The sequence below is a fragment of the Pseudomonas abietaniphila genome, assembly GCF_900100795.1.
Lineage (GTDB): Bacteria > Pseudomonadota > Gammaproteobacteria > Pseudomonadales > Pseudomonadaceae > Aquipseudomonas > Aquipseudomonas abietaniphila.
Genome location: NZ_FNCO01000001.1, coordinates 697,814 through 716,017 on the forward strand (window position 1 = coordinate 697,814; position 18,204 = coordinate 716,017).

General features: G+C 61.2%; 19 protein-coding genes and 1 pseudogene. 12 read left to right on the plus strand and 8 right to left on the minus strand.

Annotated elements, in window-relative coordinates; genetic code table 11:
* The first annotated feature begins 20 nt into the window (after window positions 1-20).
* The 6 genes from sctL to BLS87_RS02935 all read left to right on the plus strand — a co-directional run bounded on the left by sctL (window position 21) and on the right by BLS87_RS02935 (window position 4,017).
* The gene (gene sctL, locus BLS87_RS02910; protein WP_074749997.1) at window positions 21-602 is read left to right on the plus strand and encodes a type III secretion system stator protein SctL; all 582 of its coding nucleotides are present in this window, start codon (window positions 21-23) and stop codon (window positions 600-602) included.
* A gap of 100 nt (window positions 603-702) precedes the next feature.
* Entirely contained in the window at window positions 703-927 is a 225-nt protein-coding gene (locus BLS87_RS02915) for a type III secretion protein (RefSeq protein WP_074749999.1), read from the plus strand.
* The gene (locus tag BLS87_RS02920; protein ID WP_074750001.1) at window positions 914-1,345 is read left to right on the plus strand and encodes a type III secretion protein; all 432 of its coding nucleotides are present in this window, start codon (window positions 914-916) and stop codon (window positions 1,343-1,345) included. Before BLS87_RS02915 ends, BLS87_RS02920 begins: the two co-directional genes overlap by 14 nt.
* Window position 1,346: 1 nt before the next feature.
* The gene (gene sctC / locus BLS87_RS02925; RefSeq protein WP_074750003.1) at window positions 1,347-3,452 is read left to right on the plus strand and encodes a type III secretion system outer membrane ring subunit SctC; all 2,106 of its coding nucleotides are present in this window, start codon (window positions 1,347-1,349) and stop codon (window positions 3,450-3,452) included.
* Entirely contained in the window at window positions 3,449-3,655 is a 207-nt protein-coding gene (gene hrpT, locus BLS87_RS02930) for an HrpT family type III secretion system protein (protein WP_062389021.1), read from the plus strand. The genes sctC and hrpT overlap by 4 nt, the downstream gene beginning before the upstream one ends.
* Before the next feature lie 2 nt (window positions 3,656-3,657).
* Window positions 3,658-4,017 (plus strand): type III secretion protein HrpV, encoded by a 360-nt coding sequence (locus BLS87_RS02935; RefSeq protein WP_074750005.1) that lies wholly within the window; start codon window positions 3,658-3,660, stop codon window positions 4,015-4,017.
* Window positions 4,018-4,092: 75 nt separating this feature from the next.
* Here the strand turns inward: BLS87_RS02935 and BLS87_RS02940 are convergent, their stop codons facing one another.
* On the minus strand, window positions 4,093-4,374 hold the full coding sequence (locus BLS87_RS02940; protein ID WP_074750007.1) for a DUF1652 domain-containing protein: 282 nt from the start codon (window positions 4,372-4,374) through the stop codon (window positions 4,093-4,095).
* Between the two features lie 651 nt (window positions 4,375-5,025).
* Between BLS87_RS02940 and BLS87_RS35060 the strand changes: the two are divergent.
* A pseudogene (locus tag BLS87_RS35060) lies at window positions 5,026-5,778 on the plus strand (MCP four helix bundle domain-containing protein); the annotation flags it as partial.
* A complete protein-coding gene (locus BLS87_RS35065) occupies window positions 5,773-6,636 on the plus strand; it encodes a methyl-accepting chemotaxis protein (RefSeq protein WP_425262195.1) in 864 nt (287 codons plus the stop codon). The pseudogene BLS87_RS35060 and the gene BLS87_RS35065, both read left to right, overlap by 6 nt.
* A gap of 35 nt (window positions 6,637-6,671) precedes the next feature.
* Here BLS87_RS35065 and BLS87_RS02950 read toward each other — a convergent pair whose 3' ends face one another.
* The 7 genes from BLS87_RS02950 to BLS87_RS02980 all read right to left on the minus strand — a co-directional run bounded on the left by BLS87_RS02950 (window position 6,672) and on the right by BLS87_RS02980 (window position 14,060).
* On the minus strand, window positions 6,672-7,655 hold the full coding sequence (locus BLS87_RS02950; protein WP_074750011.1) for a 2-hydroxyacid dehydrogenase: 984 nt from the start codon (window positions 7,653-7,655) through the stop codon (window positions 6,672-6,674).
* Between the two features lie 15 nt (window positions 7,656-7,670).
* A complete protein-coding gene (locus BLS87_RS02955; RefSeq protein ID WP_074750013.1) occupies window positions 7,671-8,987 on the minus strand; it encodes an MFS transporter in 1,317 nt (438 codons plus the stop codon).
* A 76-nt stretch (window positions 8,988-9,063) separates the two neighbouring features.
* Window positions 9,064-10,029, minus strand: coding sequence for a sugar kinase (locus BLS87_RS02960; protein ID WP_074750014.1), 966 nt, complete (start codon window positions 10,027-10,029; stop codon window positions 9,064-9,066).
* On the minus strand, window positions 10,022-10,822 hold the full coding sequence (locus tag BLS87_RS02965) for a sugar phosphate isomerase/epimerase family protein (RefSeq protein WP_074750016.1): 801 nt from the start codon (window positions 10,820-10,822) through the stop codon (window positions 10,022-10,024). The genes BLS87_RS02960 and BLS87_RS02965 overlap by 8 nt, the downstream gene beginning before the upstream one ends.
* Before the next feature lie 106 nt (window positions 10,823-10,928).
* Entirely contained in the window at window positions 10,929-11,951 is a 1,023-nt protein-coding gene (locus BLS87_RS02970; protein ID WP_074750018.1) for a LacI family DNA-binding transcriptional regulator, read from the minus strand.
* 274 nt (window positions 11,952-12,225) lie between these two features.
* Window positions 12,226-13,062, minus strand: coding sequence for an ABC transporter permease (locus tag BLS87_RS02975; protein ID WP_074750020.1), 837 nt, complete (start codon window positions 13,060-13,062; stop codon window positions 12,226-12,228).
* Window positions 13,059-14,060 carry an aliphatic sulfonate ABC transporter substrate-binding protein gene (locus BLS87_RS02980; RefSeq protein ID WP_074750022.1) on the minus strand — a complete coding sequence of 334 codons (1,002 nt, stop codon included), beginning with the start codon at window positions 14,058-14,060 and terminating at the stop codon, window positions 13,059-13,061. Before BLS87_RS02980 ends, BLS87_RS02975 begins: the two co-directional genes overlap by 4 nt.
* 322 nt (window positions 14,061-14,382) lie before the next feature.
* Here BLS87_RS02980 and BLS87_RS02985 point away from each other — a divergent pair, with 322 nt between their 5' ends.
* The 4 genes from BLS87_RS02985 to BLS87_RS03000 all read left to right on the plus strand — a co-directional run bounded on the left by BLS87_RS02985 (window position 14,383) and on the right by BLS87_RS03000 (window position 18,194).
* Complete coding sequence (locus tag BLS87_RS02985; RefSeq protein ID WP_074750024.1) at window positions 14,383-15,519, plus strand: MFS transporter; 1,137 nt, start codon at window positions 14,383-14,385, stop codon at window positions 15,517-15,519.
* A gap of 215 nt (window positions 15,520-15,734) precedes the next feature.
* Window positions 15,735-16,415, plus strand: a complete 681-nt coding sequence (locus BLS87_RS02990) for a hypothetical protein (RefSeq protein WP_074750026.1) — start codon at window positions 15,735-15,737, stop codon at window positions 16,413-16,415.
* A gap of 198 nt (window positions 16,416-16,613) precedes the next feature.
* Window positions 16,614-17,537, plus strand: a complete 924-nt coding sequence (locus BLS87_RS02995) for a DNA-3-methyladenine glycosylase family protein (protein ID WP_074750028.1) — start codon at window positions 16,614-16,616, stop codon at window positions 17,535-17,537.
* Window positions 17,538-17,654: 117 nt separating this feature from the next.
* Window positions 17,655-18,194, plus strand: a complete 540-nt coding sequence (locus BLS87_RS03000; RefSeq protein WP_074750030.1) for a methylated-DNA--[protein]-cysteine S-methyltransferase — start codon at window positions 17,655-17,657, stop codon at window positions 18,192-18,194.
* Window positions 18,195-18,204: the final 10 nt, after the last annotated feature.

Here is an 18,204-nt window from a genome sequence, read left to right on the forward strand (position 1 = left end):
ACCCTTTCAGGAATGCCCCTATGCTCACCAAACGCCGCCTTGTCCTGTCGCCGTCCGCGGTGCTCGTTGAACCGCTCCTGCGACGTGAGGACATTGCCGATACCCAACGGGCCGCCGAGGTGTTGAGCAACGCCCGCCGCGAAGCCGCTTTGATCCTGGAGGAGGCCCGGCATCAGGCTCAGCAGGAAAAAGACGAAGCGCTTGGCCAGTTCTGGGCGAGCGCCAATCACTTTCTGCAAGGCCTGAATCAGCAACGCCAAGCCCTTGAGCGCGAATCGATGGTGGCCGTGGAGGGGTTGCTGAACAGCACGCTCGCGCGGTTGCTGGATGAGAGCACGCTGGCCGAACGCACCCGCGCCCTGGTGAGAAATCTGGCGGACAGCCAGACCTGTGGAGCGCAGGCGACGCTTGGTGCGCCTCCCGACATGCTCGATGACCTCAGGCAATGGCTGGCGCAGAGTCGGTTTGCCGAGCACTGGCAACTCAAGGCTGACCCCTCGCTCGCCCCGCAGAGCTTGCGTTTGAGTGACGCCAATGGCGCGTTCGATATCGAGTGGTCGAGCCTGCGCAGGGGGTTGCTGGGCGCCTGCGGCGACGAATGATCGTTCCTGAATCCGGGCTCACGGTTTATGCGCCCGCGGATGGAACCGGAGCGTGGGCAGCTTCCACTCAGGGAATGAACCCTTCCGTTGGAGTTGCCGCATGATCAGTTTCAAATCCCTGCAAAACCACCTCGACCATTCCTTCACCCGCGCCCAGAGCCATATGGACGATGCCGCAGAGGCGGCTTCCGACAGCGGTTCTCTGGAAGACATGCGCGCCTTCAACGATGCCTCCCAGCAGACCAACGTGGCGAACATGATCCTCAACGAGGGGCTGCGCGCCAAACACGGCATCACCAAAGCAATCATCGATGGCGTTCAGTGACTTCACGGCGATCCTCGTTCAGTGGTGTGAGCGTCGTCCGCTTACACCGCTGGACTGCTGGATCGACGACGCCAACGCGCGTTTGTCCGTGCACGGGGAGGGCGTTCGTCTGAGCCTCGATCTGCTGGACCCCTACGACGGCAGCGACCCGCAGCGTCTCGATGCCTTGCTCAATCAGGGCGGCGCCAGCGTCGCCTGTGCCTGCGACGGTGCGCTGGGCATGGACCCCGAAACACGTTGTGTCGTGCTGCTCAGCTGGCTGCCGGATCCCTGCACCCCTGACCGGCTGCTCGATCGTCTGGAAAGTCTGGCCAACCAGCGTGCGGCCATGCTGAGCCTCATGCAGACCTCAATGCGCAACGCGACGGCCACGGCCTCGCCCCGCGCCACCCTCAATACCTGGCAACCAGGAGTGTGAAATGCGCAAGGCCTTAATGTGGTTGCCTTTGCTGATGATCGGCGTGACGGCGCCCGCCCTGGCGGCGGTGCCCGACGCCTGGAAACACACAGCGTATGCCTATGACGCGCGGCAGACCGATCTGGCGACGGCGCTGGGCGATTTCGCCAAGGAGTTCGGTATCGGACTGGACATGGCGCCGATTCAAGGCACGCTCGATGGCCGTATCCGCGCCCAGAACCCGCAGGAATTCCTCGACCGATTGGGCCAGGAGCACCATTTCCAGTGGTTCGTGTACAACGAAACCCTGTACATCAGCCCCACCCGTGAACAGACCTCGGCGCGCATCGAAGTGTCGCCCGAGGCGGTCGACGACCTGCAACAGGCGTTGTCCGACGTCGGGTTGCTGGACAAGCGTTTTGGCTGGGGTGCCTTACCCGACGAAGGCGTGGTGCTGGTGCGCGGACCGGCCAAATACGTCGACTTTGTGCGCACTTACAGCAAGAAGGTTGAAGCGCCGGAAAAGGCCGAGAAACAGGACATCGTGGTGTTGCCGCTCAAATACGCCAACGCCGCCGATCGCACCATTCGCTACCGCGACCAACAGCTCACCGTGGCCGGCGTCGCCAGTATTCTTCAGGAACTGCTGGAAAGCCGCTCCCGGGGTGAGACGATCAATGGCGTGAGTCTTTTACAAGGCCGGGGCGGCACCGCCAGCGGCATGACCGGCGGCAACAACGCCGTGGGTTTGAACTATGGCGGTCTGGACAGTGGTGGGTTTGATACCGGCGCGCTTGAGCAAGGGCTGGATCGGGTACTGGGTGCCAGTGGCAAACGCGCGGGTTCGTCGGGCGGTTCCAGCAGCCGTTCGAAAATCCGGGTGAGCGCCGACGTGCGCAATAACTCGGTGTTGATCTATGACTTGCCCAAGCGCAAGGCGATGTACCAGAAGTTGGTGAAGCAACTCGACACGCCGCGCAACCTGATCGAAATCGACGCGGTCATCCTCGACATCGACCGCAACGAGCTGGCGCAATTGTCCAGCCGCTGGAATTTCAATGCCGGCAGCGTCAGTGGCGGCGCCAACCTGTTCGAGCAGGGCAGCGGTTCCACCTTGTTCATCCAGGACGCCGGGAAGTTCGCCGCCGACCTGCACGCGCTGGAAGGTAACGGGGCCGCCTCGGTGATCGGCAACCCATCGATCCTGACCCTGGAAAACCAACCGGCGGTGATCGACTTCAGTCGCACCGAATACCTCACCGCCACCTCGGAGCGGGTCGCCGATATTCAACCGATCACCGCAGGCACCAGTCTGCAGGTCATCCCGCGCTCGCTGGACAAGGGCGGCAAGTCTCAAGTGCAACTGATCGTCGACATCGAAGACGGCCAGATCGACACCTCGCAGATCAACGAAGACCAGCCTGCGGTGCGCAAGGGCAATGTCAGCACCCAGGCGGTGATCGCCGAACACGGCTCGTTGGTGATCGGTGGTTTTCACGGGCTGGAAACCACCGACAAGGTCCACAAGATCCCGTTGCTGGGGGACATTCCGGTCATTGGCAAGTTGCTGTTTCAATCGCGCAATCGCGAGCTCAACCAGCGCGAGCGCTTGTTTATTCTCACGCCGCGTTTGATTGGCGATCAGGTCAACCCGTCGCGCTATGTCGAAATCAGTAACCCGCACGATGTCGATGACCAGATGAAGCGTATCCAGCAACGTCGCGACGGCGGCGAAGCGCCCACCCGTGGCGATGTGCAGAGCGTGTTTACCCAACTGCTGGACGGCGTGGCGCCCGTGGGATTCAGCAGCGGCGAGGCGCTGCCGTTCGAGGCCGACAGCCTGTGCGATCCGGGTGAGGGTCTGGTGCTGGATAAACAGCGGTCGCAGTGGTTCTCGAAAAAAGACTGGGGCATTGCCGTCGTCGTGGCCCGCAACACCACCAGCAAGCCGGTTCGCATCGATGAGAGCCGATGCGGCGGGCGTTGGGTGATGGGCGTCAGCGCCTGGCCACGCGCCTGGTTGCAACCGGGCGCGGAGAGTGAAATCTATATCGCCTTGCGCCAGCCGCAGGTGTCGACCAAAGCCAGACAGAACCGACCTTCGCTGCTCAAGGGGGCAACACGATGACCGCGCGCGTTTACGTCTTCCTGCTCGTGCTGTTCGCCACCCTGACGGGTTGTGCGAGCCATTCGGGGTGTTCGGGGTATGCCTGCAAGCGCCCGGACTCCAATGATCGCGAGCTGGTGATCTGGTGGCCCCCCGACATGCGCCAGGGCCTGGACGAGCGGGATCACGAACTGGATTTCACCGTTGTGCCATTAAAGGATTGAGCATGATTCGGGTATCGGAAAAGGCGGCGTTCTACGCCCACGTCGCGGCCGAACGCGCGGCAATCTGGCCGGTGGCGACCGGAGTGGCCTTCGTCAGCCGACGCGAGCACCGCGATTGGGGCATCGCTTTGCACATCGAAGGTCGGGCGTTACGTCCCGAACAGCTGCGAGATGCCTTGGAGAGGCGTTTCTCCCAGGCGGAACTGTTCAACGACTACTTTCTGTTTCTTGATGTGCAACGTGACTTCGTGGTGTGGCACGCGGTGCCTGGCCTGTCGGAGTCACAGGCCAGCCTGGACACGATTCGCCGGCACGAGTTGATGCTGGCGGGGCTGGATCATCTCAGTGATGTGGGGCATTGATGGCTGTAGCCGTTAGGCCCGTCGACAGTTGTCATCATCGGGTCAAACGGCTAGAACGGCATCGTGCCGCAGATGTCAGGCTTGATTGAGGTAGAGCGTCTGCTGCGGAACGAAGGTTTCCAGCTCGAGTTCAATGGCCTCGATGATGCGCTCCACGTCCATGGCGTTCATGACCGTCTGGCAGGGAATCCCCGCGATCGCGATCACCGTCTCGCCGCTGGCGCGGTCGAACAGACGCGCAACCATACTGCTGGGCGCGTCCATGTTGGCTTCGAAGCCCACCGGGTGGAAATGCCAGCGCATCAGCTGACAGGCGTTTGGAAACGTGACTTTGTTCATGGGGCCTACCTCGTTCAATCGAGCAAATCCAGAGCTCCGCAGGGCAGGAAAAAGTGTCTGTGTGTCGGTGCCGGGAACGTCGCAACGCGTGTGCCAGAGCACAACGATGCATCTTGTAAATACCGCGTTCGCCGGATCATGGATCCACAGTTCACGAGTCAGCTAAAGGTAGCACCGACTTCTGACAGGTATGAGAAAAAAATCCTACAGCCGTAAAAAATTTATGTTTCTTTGATATCGGTCAAACTCCGTTATATCCGATTAATCAAAACGACTGACCACTGAATCGTTATTTCAAAATAAGGCACACGGCCAGTATTCGAGGTTTCCCCCTCTGCATCTGATCTGATCGCGGGGGCATTCGCCACGTGTAATGCCCCTATAAAAGAACAGCTTTTAAGGGAGGTGTTACACGCGCTTAACACGCAAACGTTTTACTGCGCCAAATGGGATCCAGCAAAACATCCGTTTCAAAATAACTTCAAAGTCGACTGAATAAATGATTGTCCTCTGCCGATAGAAGATCAGGTGGCCGCCAAGACATCAACTTCCGTGTGACAGGACGGCCACCCTTTACTAACGAGACGAACTCAAGTCTCGAGTGCCTGATTTACGCATGGACGCCTCAGCCGGATCTTTGAAGAGAGACATTCCATGTCGATTAGAAACATGAACATCGCGCCTCGCGCATTCCTGGGGTTCGCCTTCATCGCCGTGCTGGTGATCGGGTTGGGCTTTTTCTCTCTCAATCGCATGGCGGTGATTCGACAGGCCACCACCGACATTGAAACCAATCAGCTGCCCAGCGTGGGGTACCTGGGCAACATGCTGGAAAACACCTTGCGCCTGCGCATTACGTCCTTTCGCACGCTGGTCAATCGCGAGCCTGCAGCGCTGCGCGAGACCGAAGGGCGCATTGCCGAGTTGATCGGCAAGTTGCAGGACGCGAAGAAAAACTACGCCGTGTTACCTGCCGACGGCGAAGAACTCACGGTCTATCGTCAGTTCGAAGCGACGCTGGCAACCTTTCTTGATGTGCAGGCGCAAGTACTGGACTTGTCGCGTCAGGAAAAAATGGAAGAGATGCGCAACTTGATCAACACCCGTATGAAAGACGCCACCGACCTTATGGGTGTCCAGCTTAATCAGCTCATTGCCATTAACAAGAAGAGCGCCGGCGACGCGGCGGTTGTTTCCCAACAACAATATGATGGGGCCAATGTCGGCGTTATATCCGTCTCGGTTATTGCCGCACTCATGACCATCTTGTTGGCCTGGTTGCTGACTAAAAGTATCGTCAACCCGCTGTCTAGAGCGGTGCGGGTTGCCGAAGAGATTGCTGGCGGTGATCTGACCCGACCGATTGAAGTGGACGGCAAGGACGAGGCCTCGCAGTTGTTGAAGGCGCTGGCGACCATGCAACAGAACTTGCGCAAGACCCTCGAGCTGATCTCCGGCTCTGCCACCCAGCTGGCGTCGGCCGCCGAGGAACTGAGCGCGGTGACTGAAGAATCGTCCCGCGGATTGCAGCAGCAAAACAATGAAATCGAACAGGCGGCCACAGCGGTCAACGAGATGACCGCGGCCGTGGAAGAAGTGGCACGCAACGCGGTGTCGACCTCTGAAGCCTCGCAGCAGTCCAACCAGACCGCGCGCAAGGGGCGTGACCGGGTGGTGGAAACGGTCAAGTCGATTCAGGACATGACTCAGCAGATTCAGGCGACCACGGGGTTAGTGGAAGGCCTGGCGGAGCAGGGCCGCGACATTGGCAAGGTGCTTGATGTGATTCGTTCGATCGCCGAGCAGACCAATCTGTTGGCGCTCAACGCCGCGATCGAAGCCGCACGGGCGGGCGAGGCGGGGCGTGGCTTTGCGGTGGTGGCCGATGAGGTCCGTGCACTGGCCCACCGTACGGCGCAATCCACCACCGAAATCGAGCAAATGGTGGCGGGTATTCAGACCCGGACGGGCGACGCGGTGCAATCGATGTCACGTAACACGGACAGCACGCGCACCACGTTGGGCCTGGCCAGTTCGGCGGGCGACGCGCTGGAGCTCATTACCGAGGCGATCTCTCAGATCAACGAGCGCAACCTGGTGATCGCCAGCGCTTCGGAAGAGCAGGCGCAGGTGTCGCGTGAAGTGGACCGCAATCTGGTGAACATTCGTGACCTGGCCGCGCAGACGGCGGCAGGGGCTAACCAGACCAGCGCGGCCAGCCATGAACTGTCGCGCCTGGCGGTGGACCTGAAGGCAATGGTGACGCGGTTCAAGGTTTGAGTTGATCGCCATCGCCTGGCCACCGCCGGAAATGGTCAGGCGTGTTTCCAGGCTTCCTTGTTCACCAGGTCCTTCGGTCGTTCGCCGCTTAACGCACTGATCATGTTTTCCACGGCACAACGCGCCATCGCCTCGCGGGTTTCGTGCGTGGCCGATCCCATGTGCGGGGTCGCTACCACGTTGTCCAGTTGCAACAACGGGGAGTCCGTCTGCAGCGGCTCACTCTCGAACACGTCGAGGCCTGCCGCGCGAATCTGTCCCGTCTGCAGCGCGTGGATCATGGCCTGCTCATCCACCACTTTGCCCCGCGCGATGTTGATGAAGATCGTCTCGGGGCGCATCCGGGCAAATTGCTCTGCACCGATCAGACCTTCGGTTTCAGCGGTCAGCGGCACGGTCAGGCAGACGAAGTCGGCTTCTTGCAGCAGTGCGTCGAGGCTGCGGTACTGCGCATTGAAACGCGCTTCGACGGCCGGCTTGGGCGAGTGGCTGTGATAGAGCACCGGCATGCCGAAACCAAAGTGGCCGCGCTGTGCCACGGCTTCACCGATCCTTCCCATGCCGACAATACCGAGCGTCTTGCCGTGAACATCGGTGCCGAAATGGGCCGGGCCGATGTTCTGCGTCCATTCGCCATTGCGCACCATCGTGGCCAGTTCCACCACACGACGGGCCGTGGCCATGATCAGCGCAAACCCGGTGTCGGCCGTGGTTTCGGTCAGGACGTCCGGGGTGTTGCTCAACAGGATGCCCCGTCGGGTGAGGTCGTCGATGTCGTAGTTGTCGACCCCCACGGAGACACTGGACACCGCTTTGAGCTGCGGCGCCAGATCGAGCAGTTGCGCGTCGAGCTTAAGGCTGGCGCCCAGCAGACCGTCAGCCTGGGGCAGGGCGTCGCGCAGGCGGGCCACGCCACCTGCGCTTTTCGGATCCTCGATCAACGTGACCTCGGCGTACGCCTGCAGGCGCTCCATCAGGGGCGCCGACAGCTTTTTATAAAGAACAACGTGCTTTTTCATCGAATGATTTCCAGATCAGGGGTGCGCGGGCGTGCGACGAACCGTCGATTCATCGAGCACCTGCTTTGCGGCGTTGTCCGGCTTGAGCAATAAGGTCAATACGACCGACACCAGCAACGCGCCGCTCATGAACAGGTAGGACGCGCTCAGCGTGCCGGTGACGCCGTTGAGGTAACCCACCAGATAAGAGCCTGCGAACGAACCCAGTGCGCCGAGGCTGTTGATCAATGCCATGGCACCACCGGCCACGTTGGCCGGAAGGATTTCCGGCACGATGGCGAAGAACGGGCCGTAAGGCGCGTACATGCAGGCCCCGGCGATCACCAGCAGGGCGTAGGACCACCAGAAGTGGTCGGTGCCCAGTGCGTAAGAGCCGTAGAACGCCACGGCAGCCAGCAGCAGCGGCGGCCAGACGAAGAGTTTGCGTTTTTGCAGTTTGTCCGAGGCCCATGACACCAGCACCATGCCGATCACCGCCGCCAGATAAGGCAATGCGGACAACCAGCCGGCTTCGACCATGTTCATCTGCATGCCTTTCTTGAGGATCGTTGGCAGCCACAGCACGAAGCCGTATACGCCGATGCTCCAGCAGAAATACTGAGCGGCCAACAGCAAGACTTTCGGCGAACGGAAGGCTTCGGCGTAGTTCTTCACCGGCTTGATGCCGACCTGTTCGGCGTCCAGACGCGCTTGCAGTTCGGTCTTCTCTTCCTCGGTCAGCCATTTGGCCTGCGCGGGACGCTCGTCCACCAGACGCCACCAGATAAACGCCCAGATGACGGCAGGCAGGCCTTCGACGATAAACATCCAGCGCCAGCTGAAGTGTGCCACCAGATAACCCGACACCACCGACATCCAGAGCATGGTCACCGGGTTACCGAGGATCAACACGGTGTTGGCGCGCGAGCGTTCGGCCTTGGTGAACCAGTAGCAGAGGTACACCAGCATGGCGGGCATCACGGCGGCCTCGACCACCCCGAGCATGAAGCGGATGCCGATCAGCATGTAGGCGTTGGAAACGATACCGGTCAGGGTCGCGAGGCCGCCCCAGAGAATCAGGCTGACGAAGATTAGCTTCTTCACGCTCTTCTTCTGCGCGTAGATGGCGCCCGGGACCTGGAAGAAGAAGTAGCCGAGGAAGAACAAGGCCCCCAGCAATGACGACATACCCGGTGTGATGTGCAGGTCTTCCGCCATGCCCGAGGCTGCGGCAAAGCCATAGTTGGCGCGGTCCAGATAGGCCAGGCTGTAGGTGATGAAGACGATCGGCATGATCAGCAGCCAGCGACGTTTGAGGCCGGCGTGCTTGACGGTTTCGAGTAGCTTTTCCATTTCAGGCTCCCTGAGCATGTTGTTTTTGTCGCAGCAGGTGAAGGGGAACAGTGTGTGCACGCAATAAACGGGGGGATCAGGCGGTCTGTCGTCGCAATGTCGGGTTCAGTTCGGCGGCTTGCAACGCGGCGCGGGTCGGCAGACCCTCCATGTCGCCACGGCTCTGCACCGCTTGGCTGCCGACCCAGTTGCCACGGGCCGTTGCTTGATCGAAACCCAGGTTTTCCAGCAGCGCGCTGATGACGCCGACCGCGAAGCCGTCACCCGCACCGACCGTGTCGATGACCTTGGCCACCGGCACGCCGGGCACGAACGCTTCATTGAGTTGGGTGCGGTAATACGCGCCTTTGGCGCCGAGTTTGATCACCACCGCTTCCACGCCCATGTCCAGATAGAACCTGGCGATGTCGGCCGGGGTGTCGTAGCCCGTCAACAGTTCACCTTCGGCCATGCCCGGCATCACCCAGTGCGCCAGGCTGGCGAGACGGTTGATCTCACGAATCATCGTCGCCTGGCTTGACCACAGCGAAGGCCGCAGATTGGGGTCGAACGACACGCTGCGTCCGGCATCGCGCATCTGCGTCATCAGCACATGCGACAGCTCCCGGCAGGTGTCGGACAGGGCGGCGGGAATCCCGGTGGCGTGCAGGTGCCGGGCCTTGAGCAGCTCCGGCACGATGTCGTTGACCGAGAGGTGACTGGCGGCCGAGCCACGGCGGAAGTACTCGACCACGGGGTCAGCGCCTTCGAGTTCCAGCGATTTGAATTGAAACCCGGTGGGGTGGCCGTTATCGACCGTCACATGGCTGCAATCGACGCCTTCCTGTTGCAGGCTGTCGGTGACGAAGCGGCCCATGGAGTCGTTGCCCACGCGGCTCAGCCACGCGACCTTGAAGCCCAGTCGGGACAAGCCAATGGCAACGTTGCTGTCGGCGCCGGCAATGCGCTTTTCGAAATGACGAACCTGAGCCAGGTCGCCGGTCTGCTCGGCGACCAGCATGGTCATGGTTTCGCCGAAGCAAAGGATATCGATCTCAGACATGGCTCAAGGCCTCAGTAGCAGGTTGAACAAGCGGTTGGCCAAGTCGGGCGAGGGCGTCAACCTGGGTGCGTGTCACCTCCAGCAGGTCCTCGCCTTGCAGCGGGTATTCGACGGCCCGGGGCAAGCCGCTGGGCATGTGTTTGAGCAATTGCTCCCACTGATGCAGATCGGTTGGCGCAGGCGGCACGGCAATCAATTTGCCCGCCGGGTTGCGCACCACGGCTTTGCAGTGCACGTATTCGACGAAACGGCCCAACTGGCGAGCGGCGCTGGAGGCCGATTGGTCCTGCCACATCCAGTTGCCGATGTCGAAGGTCATGCCAATGGGCATCTGCAACGCATCGACGCGGGCGAAGAAGTCGGTGAGAGGCCCGATGCGACCGCCTTGTGGCGTTTGGTCGTTCTCCACCAGAAGGTGCAGGTCGTAACGGGCCAGACGGTCGGCGAGGGCGGCGACGTCACTGTCCTCGGTCAAATGCCCGAGCGACACCTTGAGCCATGCAGCGCCACACGCCGATGCGCGTTGCAGCGTCGGTTCCAGCGCCGGGTTGGGTTGACGCTGCCCTTCAAGCCAGAGCTCCAGCGGTGCCGAATACAGGCATTCCAGACCTTGTGCGCGAATGGCTTCGCCGAGGGCTGCAAGGTCTTCGCGACCGTTGAAGAGTTCTTCGCGCAGTTCGATGCGCGTGACGCCTGCTTCTACCAGAAGCGGGATGAAACTTGCTTGGCCGCGCTCGCGGACGAAGTCGGCACCGAAGGCGCCCAGGCTGATGGCAACGGGGAATCGGCTCATTGTTATTGTCCTCTGAAACCGGTTTCATTTTTGTTCGAGCGGGGGCGCCCGAGGAAAGTTCTTCAAATCGGCAGGCGTGAAGACCTGCGGTATCAAAAAGGGGCGTTCAGGGTCGCTGTCGCGTGGAGCCGCGCACAATCAGTTGCGCCGGGAAGTCATAGGTTTTCACGGCATCCAGATCACCGCGCAGCCGCCCGAGCAGGCACTCGAAGGCGGTCACGCCGATGTCGTGGGTCGGTTGCGCCAGGGCAGTAATCCCGCCGCCCACCAACGGGTACCAATCCAGTTCGTCCAGGGCGATCAAGCCGATGTCATCGAACAGATGGCAGCCCAGATCATGCAGCTGACGGGTTGTGTTCAGGGTCGCGACGCCGTTGCCGGTGAACAGGGCTTTAGGGCCATGACCGGTCTGGGCAAGGAACTCACGAAGGTGATCGCGCAAGCTGTCACCGGTCTCGCGCACCTGACCGCGCATGCCGGCGCGCCGGGCGATACCGGCCTTGAAGGCATCGACGCGCTCGATCCGCGAACTGGTGCCATCCTGCGGTTCGGTGACCATGAGGAGGTCGCGATACCCCGATTGCTGGAGGTGGTCGAGAGCCTGGTTCACCGCAGAGATATTGTTCAGGCCCACGAGATCGCTTTGCAGTTGATCGACCTTGCGATCCACCAGCACCATCGGCAGTTCGCGGTGCAGTTCGCGCAATTCGTCCAGATGGTGGCCAAGGGTGTTCACGATCAGGCCTTCGATGTTGTACGAACGCAGTGCCGCCAGATGCAGGCGTTCCTGTTCGTCATCGCGGTCGGTGTTGCACACCACCAGGCTGTAGCCGTGTTTACGGCAGGCGGTTTCGACGCCGTGCATGACGGCAATGGAATAGGGGTTGCGGATGTCTGCGACCAGCATGCCGATCAAGCGGGTACGGCCACGCTTGAGGCCGCGCGCCATCTGATTGGGGCGATAACCGAGGGTTTCGATGGCGTGTTCGATGCGCTGGGCAATGGCTTCGGACAGCAATTGCCGGTCTTCGCCGATGAAGCGCGAGACGCTGGCTTTGGACACGCCGGCCATGTCGGCGACATCGTTCATGGTGACGCGGGCACGCGCCGGTGTCGGAATACTGTTCATGGCCTGACCCTTATTGGATTTATCAGCAGGCTTTTGCGGAAAGCGTGTTCGGCTCTGAAACCGGTTTCAGGAAACACCAAAGCGAGTGCGTCGTCAACTCCGGATCGGATGAAAGGTGGGTGGGTTCAGAGGGTGGATGCCAGGCGTGAACAGGGTTTTCCGTAGGAGTGAGCTTGCTTACGAAGGGGCCGGTACTGCCCACGCGTGTTCATCGATTGGAACACTCCCATCGCGAGCAAGCTCACGCCCACAGGTTTCTGCATTATTTGCGAGATCAATGATTCCCCTTGAACGTATCGCGCCATGCCAGAAAGCGTTTTTCCAGCATCGCCAGCACGCCGTCGGTCAATTTGCTCAACAACGCCAGCACAATAATTGCTGCCAGCACAATGTCCGGGCGTGACGTTTCCCGGCCATCACTGAGCAGATACCCCAGCCCCTTGGTGGCGGCGATCAGTTCCGCCGCCACCAGAAACATCCAGGCCAGGCTCAGCCCTGAGCGCAGGCCGGTAAAAAGGCCGGGCAGGGCGGCCGGCAAGAACAGATGAACGATCATCTGCCGTTGACTGAACCGGTACATCCGACCCACTTCGACCAGCTTGCGATCAATGCCGCGTATCGCCGCCACGCCGTTCAGGTACACGGGAAAGAACGCACCGATGGCAATCAGCACGATCTTGGACGTCTCACCGATCCCCAGCCACAAGAGCAGCAGCGGCACCCACGCCAGGCTCGGAATGGATCGCAGGCCGGCAAACGTCGGCTCCAGATAGGCTTCGGCCTCGCGGCTCAGCCCCACCCAGGCCGCGAACATCAGCGCAAGGCTGGCGCCGATGGCGAACCCGCTGAGTACGCGAATCAGGCTGGCGCCGATGTGCTTCCACAAGGCGCCGTCGGCAAGGTCGGTCAGGGTGGCGGCGATTTCGCTGGGCGCGGGCATTTGATACGACTGCACCCAGCCTATGCGCACGACGATTTCCAGCAACACCAGAATCGCCACCGGCACGGCCAGGCCTTTGAGTCGGGTGCGCCATCGCGTGGGCAGGCGCACAGGCTGGCGCGCAGGTTGAGCCTCGTCAGCCTTCAACGTTTCGACCCTGGAACTGTTCATGGCTTCTCGGCAATGGTTTTGCCGATCACGGCCTTGCCAAAGTCTGGCGCTATCAGCTCGTCGATGACGTGGCCAACGTCCGTACCCTTGCGCACCAGCTCCTCGGACACCAGGATCGGCGCGGCGCCTTTCGACGCCGTCACGTCCTTGTCGGTGAGCTGTGGGCGGGTGATGTCGGTGCGAGTCAGTTGCAGCCTGGCGACGTCCAGCGGCAGGCCCGATTCGGTCGCCAGCAACCGGGCAAACTCATCCGGATTATTCAGCGCCCATTCGCGGGCTTTTTCGTAGGCCGCGATCACTGTCTTGATCGCCTCCGGGTGTTCCTTGGCATAGCGCTCGGTCACGCTGACAACGCCATAGCTGTTGAAGTCCTTGTTGCGGTAAAGCAGGCGCGAACCGGCCTGGATTTCACTGGCGGCCATGTGAGGGTCAAGGCCGGCCCAGGCGTCGACGTCGCCTTTTTCCAGCGCGATGCGGCCATCCGGGTGTTGCAGGTGCAGCAGCTCGACATCGTCTTTGGTCAGTTTCGCCTGCTGCAAGGCGCGCAGGGTGAACAGGTAAGGGTCAGTGCCCTTGGTGGCGGCGATCTTCTTACCCTTGAGGTCGGCAACGCTCTTGAGGGTGGAGTCCTTGCGCACCACCAACGCTGTCCATTCGGCGCGGCTGTAGACATACACCGATTTGATCGGACTGCCGTTGGCGCGCGCCAGCACCGCAGAAAGGCTGGCAGACGAGGCGAAATCAACGCCGCCGCTGTTCAGGTACTCCAGCGAGCGGTTGCTGCCCTGACTGAAAACCCAGCTGACTTTGGTATCGGGCAATGCGTTCTCCAGCCAGCCGAAATGCTTGAGCACCAGGCTGACGGGTGAATAGTAGGCGTAGTCCAGATGGACCTCGGCAGGTGGCGTCTCAGCGGCCTGAGCCAGAGGCCCAAGCGTCAGGGTCAGTGCCGCAGCCAGCAGCTTCAGGGATGTGGGCAAGCGAGGAAAGGTGCTCATGGGATGATTTCCATTCGAAAGAGGCGGAAGCTGCACAGGGCTGCTTATGTCGAATTCAGCAGTCAGCGCGAGTCAGCCTGCGTTATTGGAATATTGCAGGCTCTGTGCCATGAGCAGGTTTCCTGCGGAAAACCGTGCTTGTGGCTGTTTCTCCCAGGGCGGGAAAGTTGCCCGGTCAACAGGGCTGCTGAATGGCTGTTGCAGGACAGACATCTGCGCAGGACGCGTCGTGTTTTTTAGAGAATTCCCCGATCAAAGGTTGTCAGTTGCGCTGCCGCTGTTCATGCTGCGGCTCTCAACGTGTTACAGGATCTTTCCGCGCATGTCTGTCGCCGCTCGAGATGCCGATTCCGCTTCACGCCGTTCGGCGACCGTTCTCAGCCTGTGCCTGCCCAGCGATGTCTTGCTGTATCTGCTGCTGCCGATGAACGCTGATGCGTTCGGCATCAGCCTGCCGGAAGCGGGGATCCTGTTGGCGGCCAATCGGTTGGTGCGCATCTTCGGCTACAGCTACGTGGTGCGGTTCTACGCCAAACACGGTGATCGCCCGACAGTGATGCTGGCGGCTGTGGTGTCAGCACTGTGTGCGCTGGGCAATTCGTTCATTTCCGGGTTCTGGTGGTTGCTGATCCTGCGCTTGGGGTGGGGCCTGACGTTCGGCGCGCTGAACCTCTCGACCCAGGCGCTGGCGACCTCCGAGCCCGGTGGCGCTGCACGCCGCTCAGGGACCTCGCGGGCGATCATCGCAATCGGACCCATGCTGGCGCTGCCGATTGGCGCCTTGATCAGCCTGCATTTCGGTCCCCGGTTGATTTTCCTGATTCTGGCGTTCTTCTCGTTGGCCGGGTTGTTCATCGCCAAGGGATTGCCGAAGATTCCCCATGCGATGCCCAGCCCGGGCGGACGCCGATTCAAGGCGCCTGACAGCATCGCGATGTGGTCCTTCATCGAAGGCGTGGCGCTGGACGGGTTGTTCATTTTCGGCCTGTCCTTGCAGGCGCAATCGGTGCTCGGCGGCAACGCGGTGTTCATTGCGGGCGTCCTGCTGGCGCTGCGGTATGTCTCGGAGATGCTGCTCAGCCCATTGGGCGGGCGTGCAGCCGATGCGTTTGGGGCCGTGCGCATGCTGGTGGTGTTTTCCGGGCTGACCACGCTGGCGCTCACAGCCTTTGGGTTTCACTGGCTGATTCTGGGTGCGGGAGGTGTCTTGATCTTGCGCGCGTTGCAACTGCCGTTGGTGACCACGCTGGTCGCGGAGCGCAATCCGGGCGCGGGGCGAGTTCAGGCGCTGGCCGGCAATGCCGTTTGGCGTGATGTTGGTGCAGGTGTCGGTCCCTTGCTGGCCGGGGTGTTGCTGCCCATCGCCTCACCCTCTTGGGTGTACAGCGTGGCGGGCCTGGCGGTGGTGGTGAGCGCCGTCGTTTGCAGCCGTTACAGGGGGCGCGAAGCCGTCGCGTAACCCTGACCCTGATACATCCGCTTACATACCGTTCGGCGATTAATACGATAAATCAGCAGGTTGCGTGCAACCTCTGACGCTGTTTCCCATCTGATGATCATTCTTCATACGGACATAAAGCTTCGCTAGCCTGCATTCGTTAGCCAATTGCCAGTTCACAGGGACGTTGCTCAGGGCGAAACCGCCCCTCATGCACCATCAGAACCCGGGCCATTATGACCTTTTTCAAATCACCCTCTGCCTCTCACGTGCTCCAGCGTTTCGCGTATTTTCTGTTGCCCTTTTTGCTCATCTGCTCAGCGGTGTTCTGGTTCACCGTGGGCAAGGGCGTTCATGCAGAACCCAAGAACGGCACTCAGACCCTCGTTTTCCTGCGGCACGCCGAAAAACCCGATATGGGCTTGGGGCAATTGAACTGCCAAGGCCTGAACCGCGCCATCGACCTTTCCACGGTGTTGCCGAAGACCTTCGGCAAAGCCGATTTCATCTTCGCCGCCAACCCGAGCCGGCATGTGGAAGAGGGCGTAGGTGACCATTCCTACAGCTACCTTCGCCCCCTGATGACCGTCGGGCCGAGCGCGATCAAGCTGGGCCTGCCGGTCAATATCGACTTCGCGGCCAATGACACTACGGACCTGGCCGATGAGTTCATGCGCGACAAATACCACGACGCCACGATCTACACCGCCTGGTCCCACGGTTACCTGCCGGAGTTGATCAACAAGGTCGCCCAAGAGGCCTCCGGCAAGGACCTCAAACTGGTCAAGGACTGGACGGGCGATGACTTCGACTCCGTGCTGGTGCTGACGCTGAAATGGAACAACGGCAAAGCCACGCTGCAGTACGAGAACTACAAGCAGAATCTGAATGACGGGTCGGTGGGGTGTCCAACGTGATGACGCGCTGTCGTTTTCTCAAACGCCTTTCGTTCTTCACAGGTTGATCGTTCCCACGCTCCGCGTGGTAGCCCTCTGGACGCCCCACGCCTGTTGTTGATAGTTCCCACGCTCCGCGTCTTGAGGGCGCCTGCAGGTTTTGTATTTGGCCCGAGACTGCGCTAGCGTTCAGCCGGTCGAACACTCTCTGGCTTCCCCATGCTCGAAACATCCCACCTCCAGGCTTCCCGCAACCTCCCGTTCAAACCGCCCTTCGACTGGCAACGCATGCTCAACTTCTTCGCGGCGCGGATGACGGCCGGGGTTGAGGCAGTGGTTGAGGGCGTGTACCTGCGCAATATCGAGTTCAAAGGCAGCGTCGGCACGCTCTCGGTGGCGATGGCGCCTTCGCAGGATCACCTGATCGCGACGGTGCATGGCGAGGTCAGTCGGCACATCGACGACCTGGTCGAGCCGATCTCGCACATGTTCGACCTGTACGCGGCGCCGGATGACATCGACCGCTGCCTGTCGGTTGACCCTTGGCTGGCGTCGTTGGTGCAGAAGCGTCCGGGGCTGCGCGTGCCAGGCGCTTTTTCGGGGTTTGAGCTGGTGGTGCGGACCATCGTCGGGCAACAGGTGAGCGTCAAGGGCGCGACCACCATCGTCGGGCGTCTGGTGCAGCGCGCGGGCGTGCAGGTGCCTGAAAGCCCCGTCGAACAGCTTGCCTGGCGGTTCCCTACGCCGGATGCACTGGCGCGCGTCGATCTGGACAAGATCGGCATGCCCGGCAAACGGGTTGAAACGCTGCAGCGGGTGGCCGCCGCCGTCGCCAGTGGCGAGATTTCGCTGAATGTCAGCCATGGCGATGAGGTCGCACAACTGCGTCGTCAGTTGCTGGCGATGCCGGGCATTGGCCCGTGGACGGTCGAGTACATCGCCATGCGCGCCTGGCGCGACCCCGATGCCTGGCCCGCATCGGACCTGGTGCTGATGAACCTCATGACCCAGCACGACCCTAGCCTCACGCGGCTGGCGCTGCATAAAGTGCGGGCCGAGGCGTGGAAGCCTTGGCGCGCTTACGCGGCGATGCACATCTGGAATTCGGCGGCGGACGTCGCGGGCAAGGCCAAGGGCGGTTGAGTCCGAATTTGATCGCAAGAACGGGATGGCCGCGATAACCACCGCGGTTACTATGGGCACATGCCGGCCCGCCTCAAATGTCTGAGAGGCCCGGTCGACGCTCGACAAGGAGCCCTCATGACCTTCACCTATCGCTTCATCGAATCGCCGGTCGGTCAGTTGAAACTGATCGCAAAAGGTCCTTTTCTCGCGGCCATTCTCTGGGAAAACGACCGTCCCAATCGCGTCTTGCTGGGTGACATGAACGAGGATCAGGGCAGCGAGATCCTCGATCAGGCCGAACAGCAACTGGCTGAGTATTTTGCCGGGACCCGTCACCGGTTCGATCTGGCGCTGGACTTCCACGGCACCGAGTTTCAGAAAAAAGTCTGGCGCGCTTTACTGACCATCCCTTTTGGCGAAACCCGCAGCTACCTGGATATTGCCCTCCAGATCGGCAACCCGGCCGCTGTCCGTGCGGTCGGTGCCGCCAATGGCAAGAACCCGATCTCCATCGTCGCGCCTTGTCATCGTGTGATTGGCCGTTCCGGCGCGCTGACCGGGTTTGCCGGTGGCCTGGCCGCCAAGGAACTGCTGCTGACCCTGGAAGGCGGCATGCCTCAGCGATCGGCAAAGCCCGCGAATCCTGGCACGCCCACTCAGGCATCGCTGTTCTAGACTCATCCGC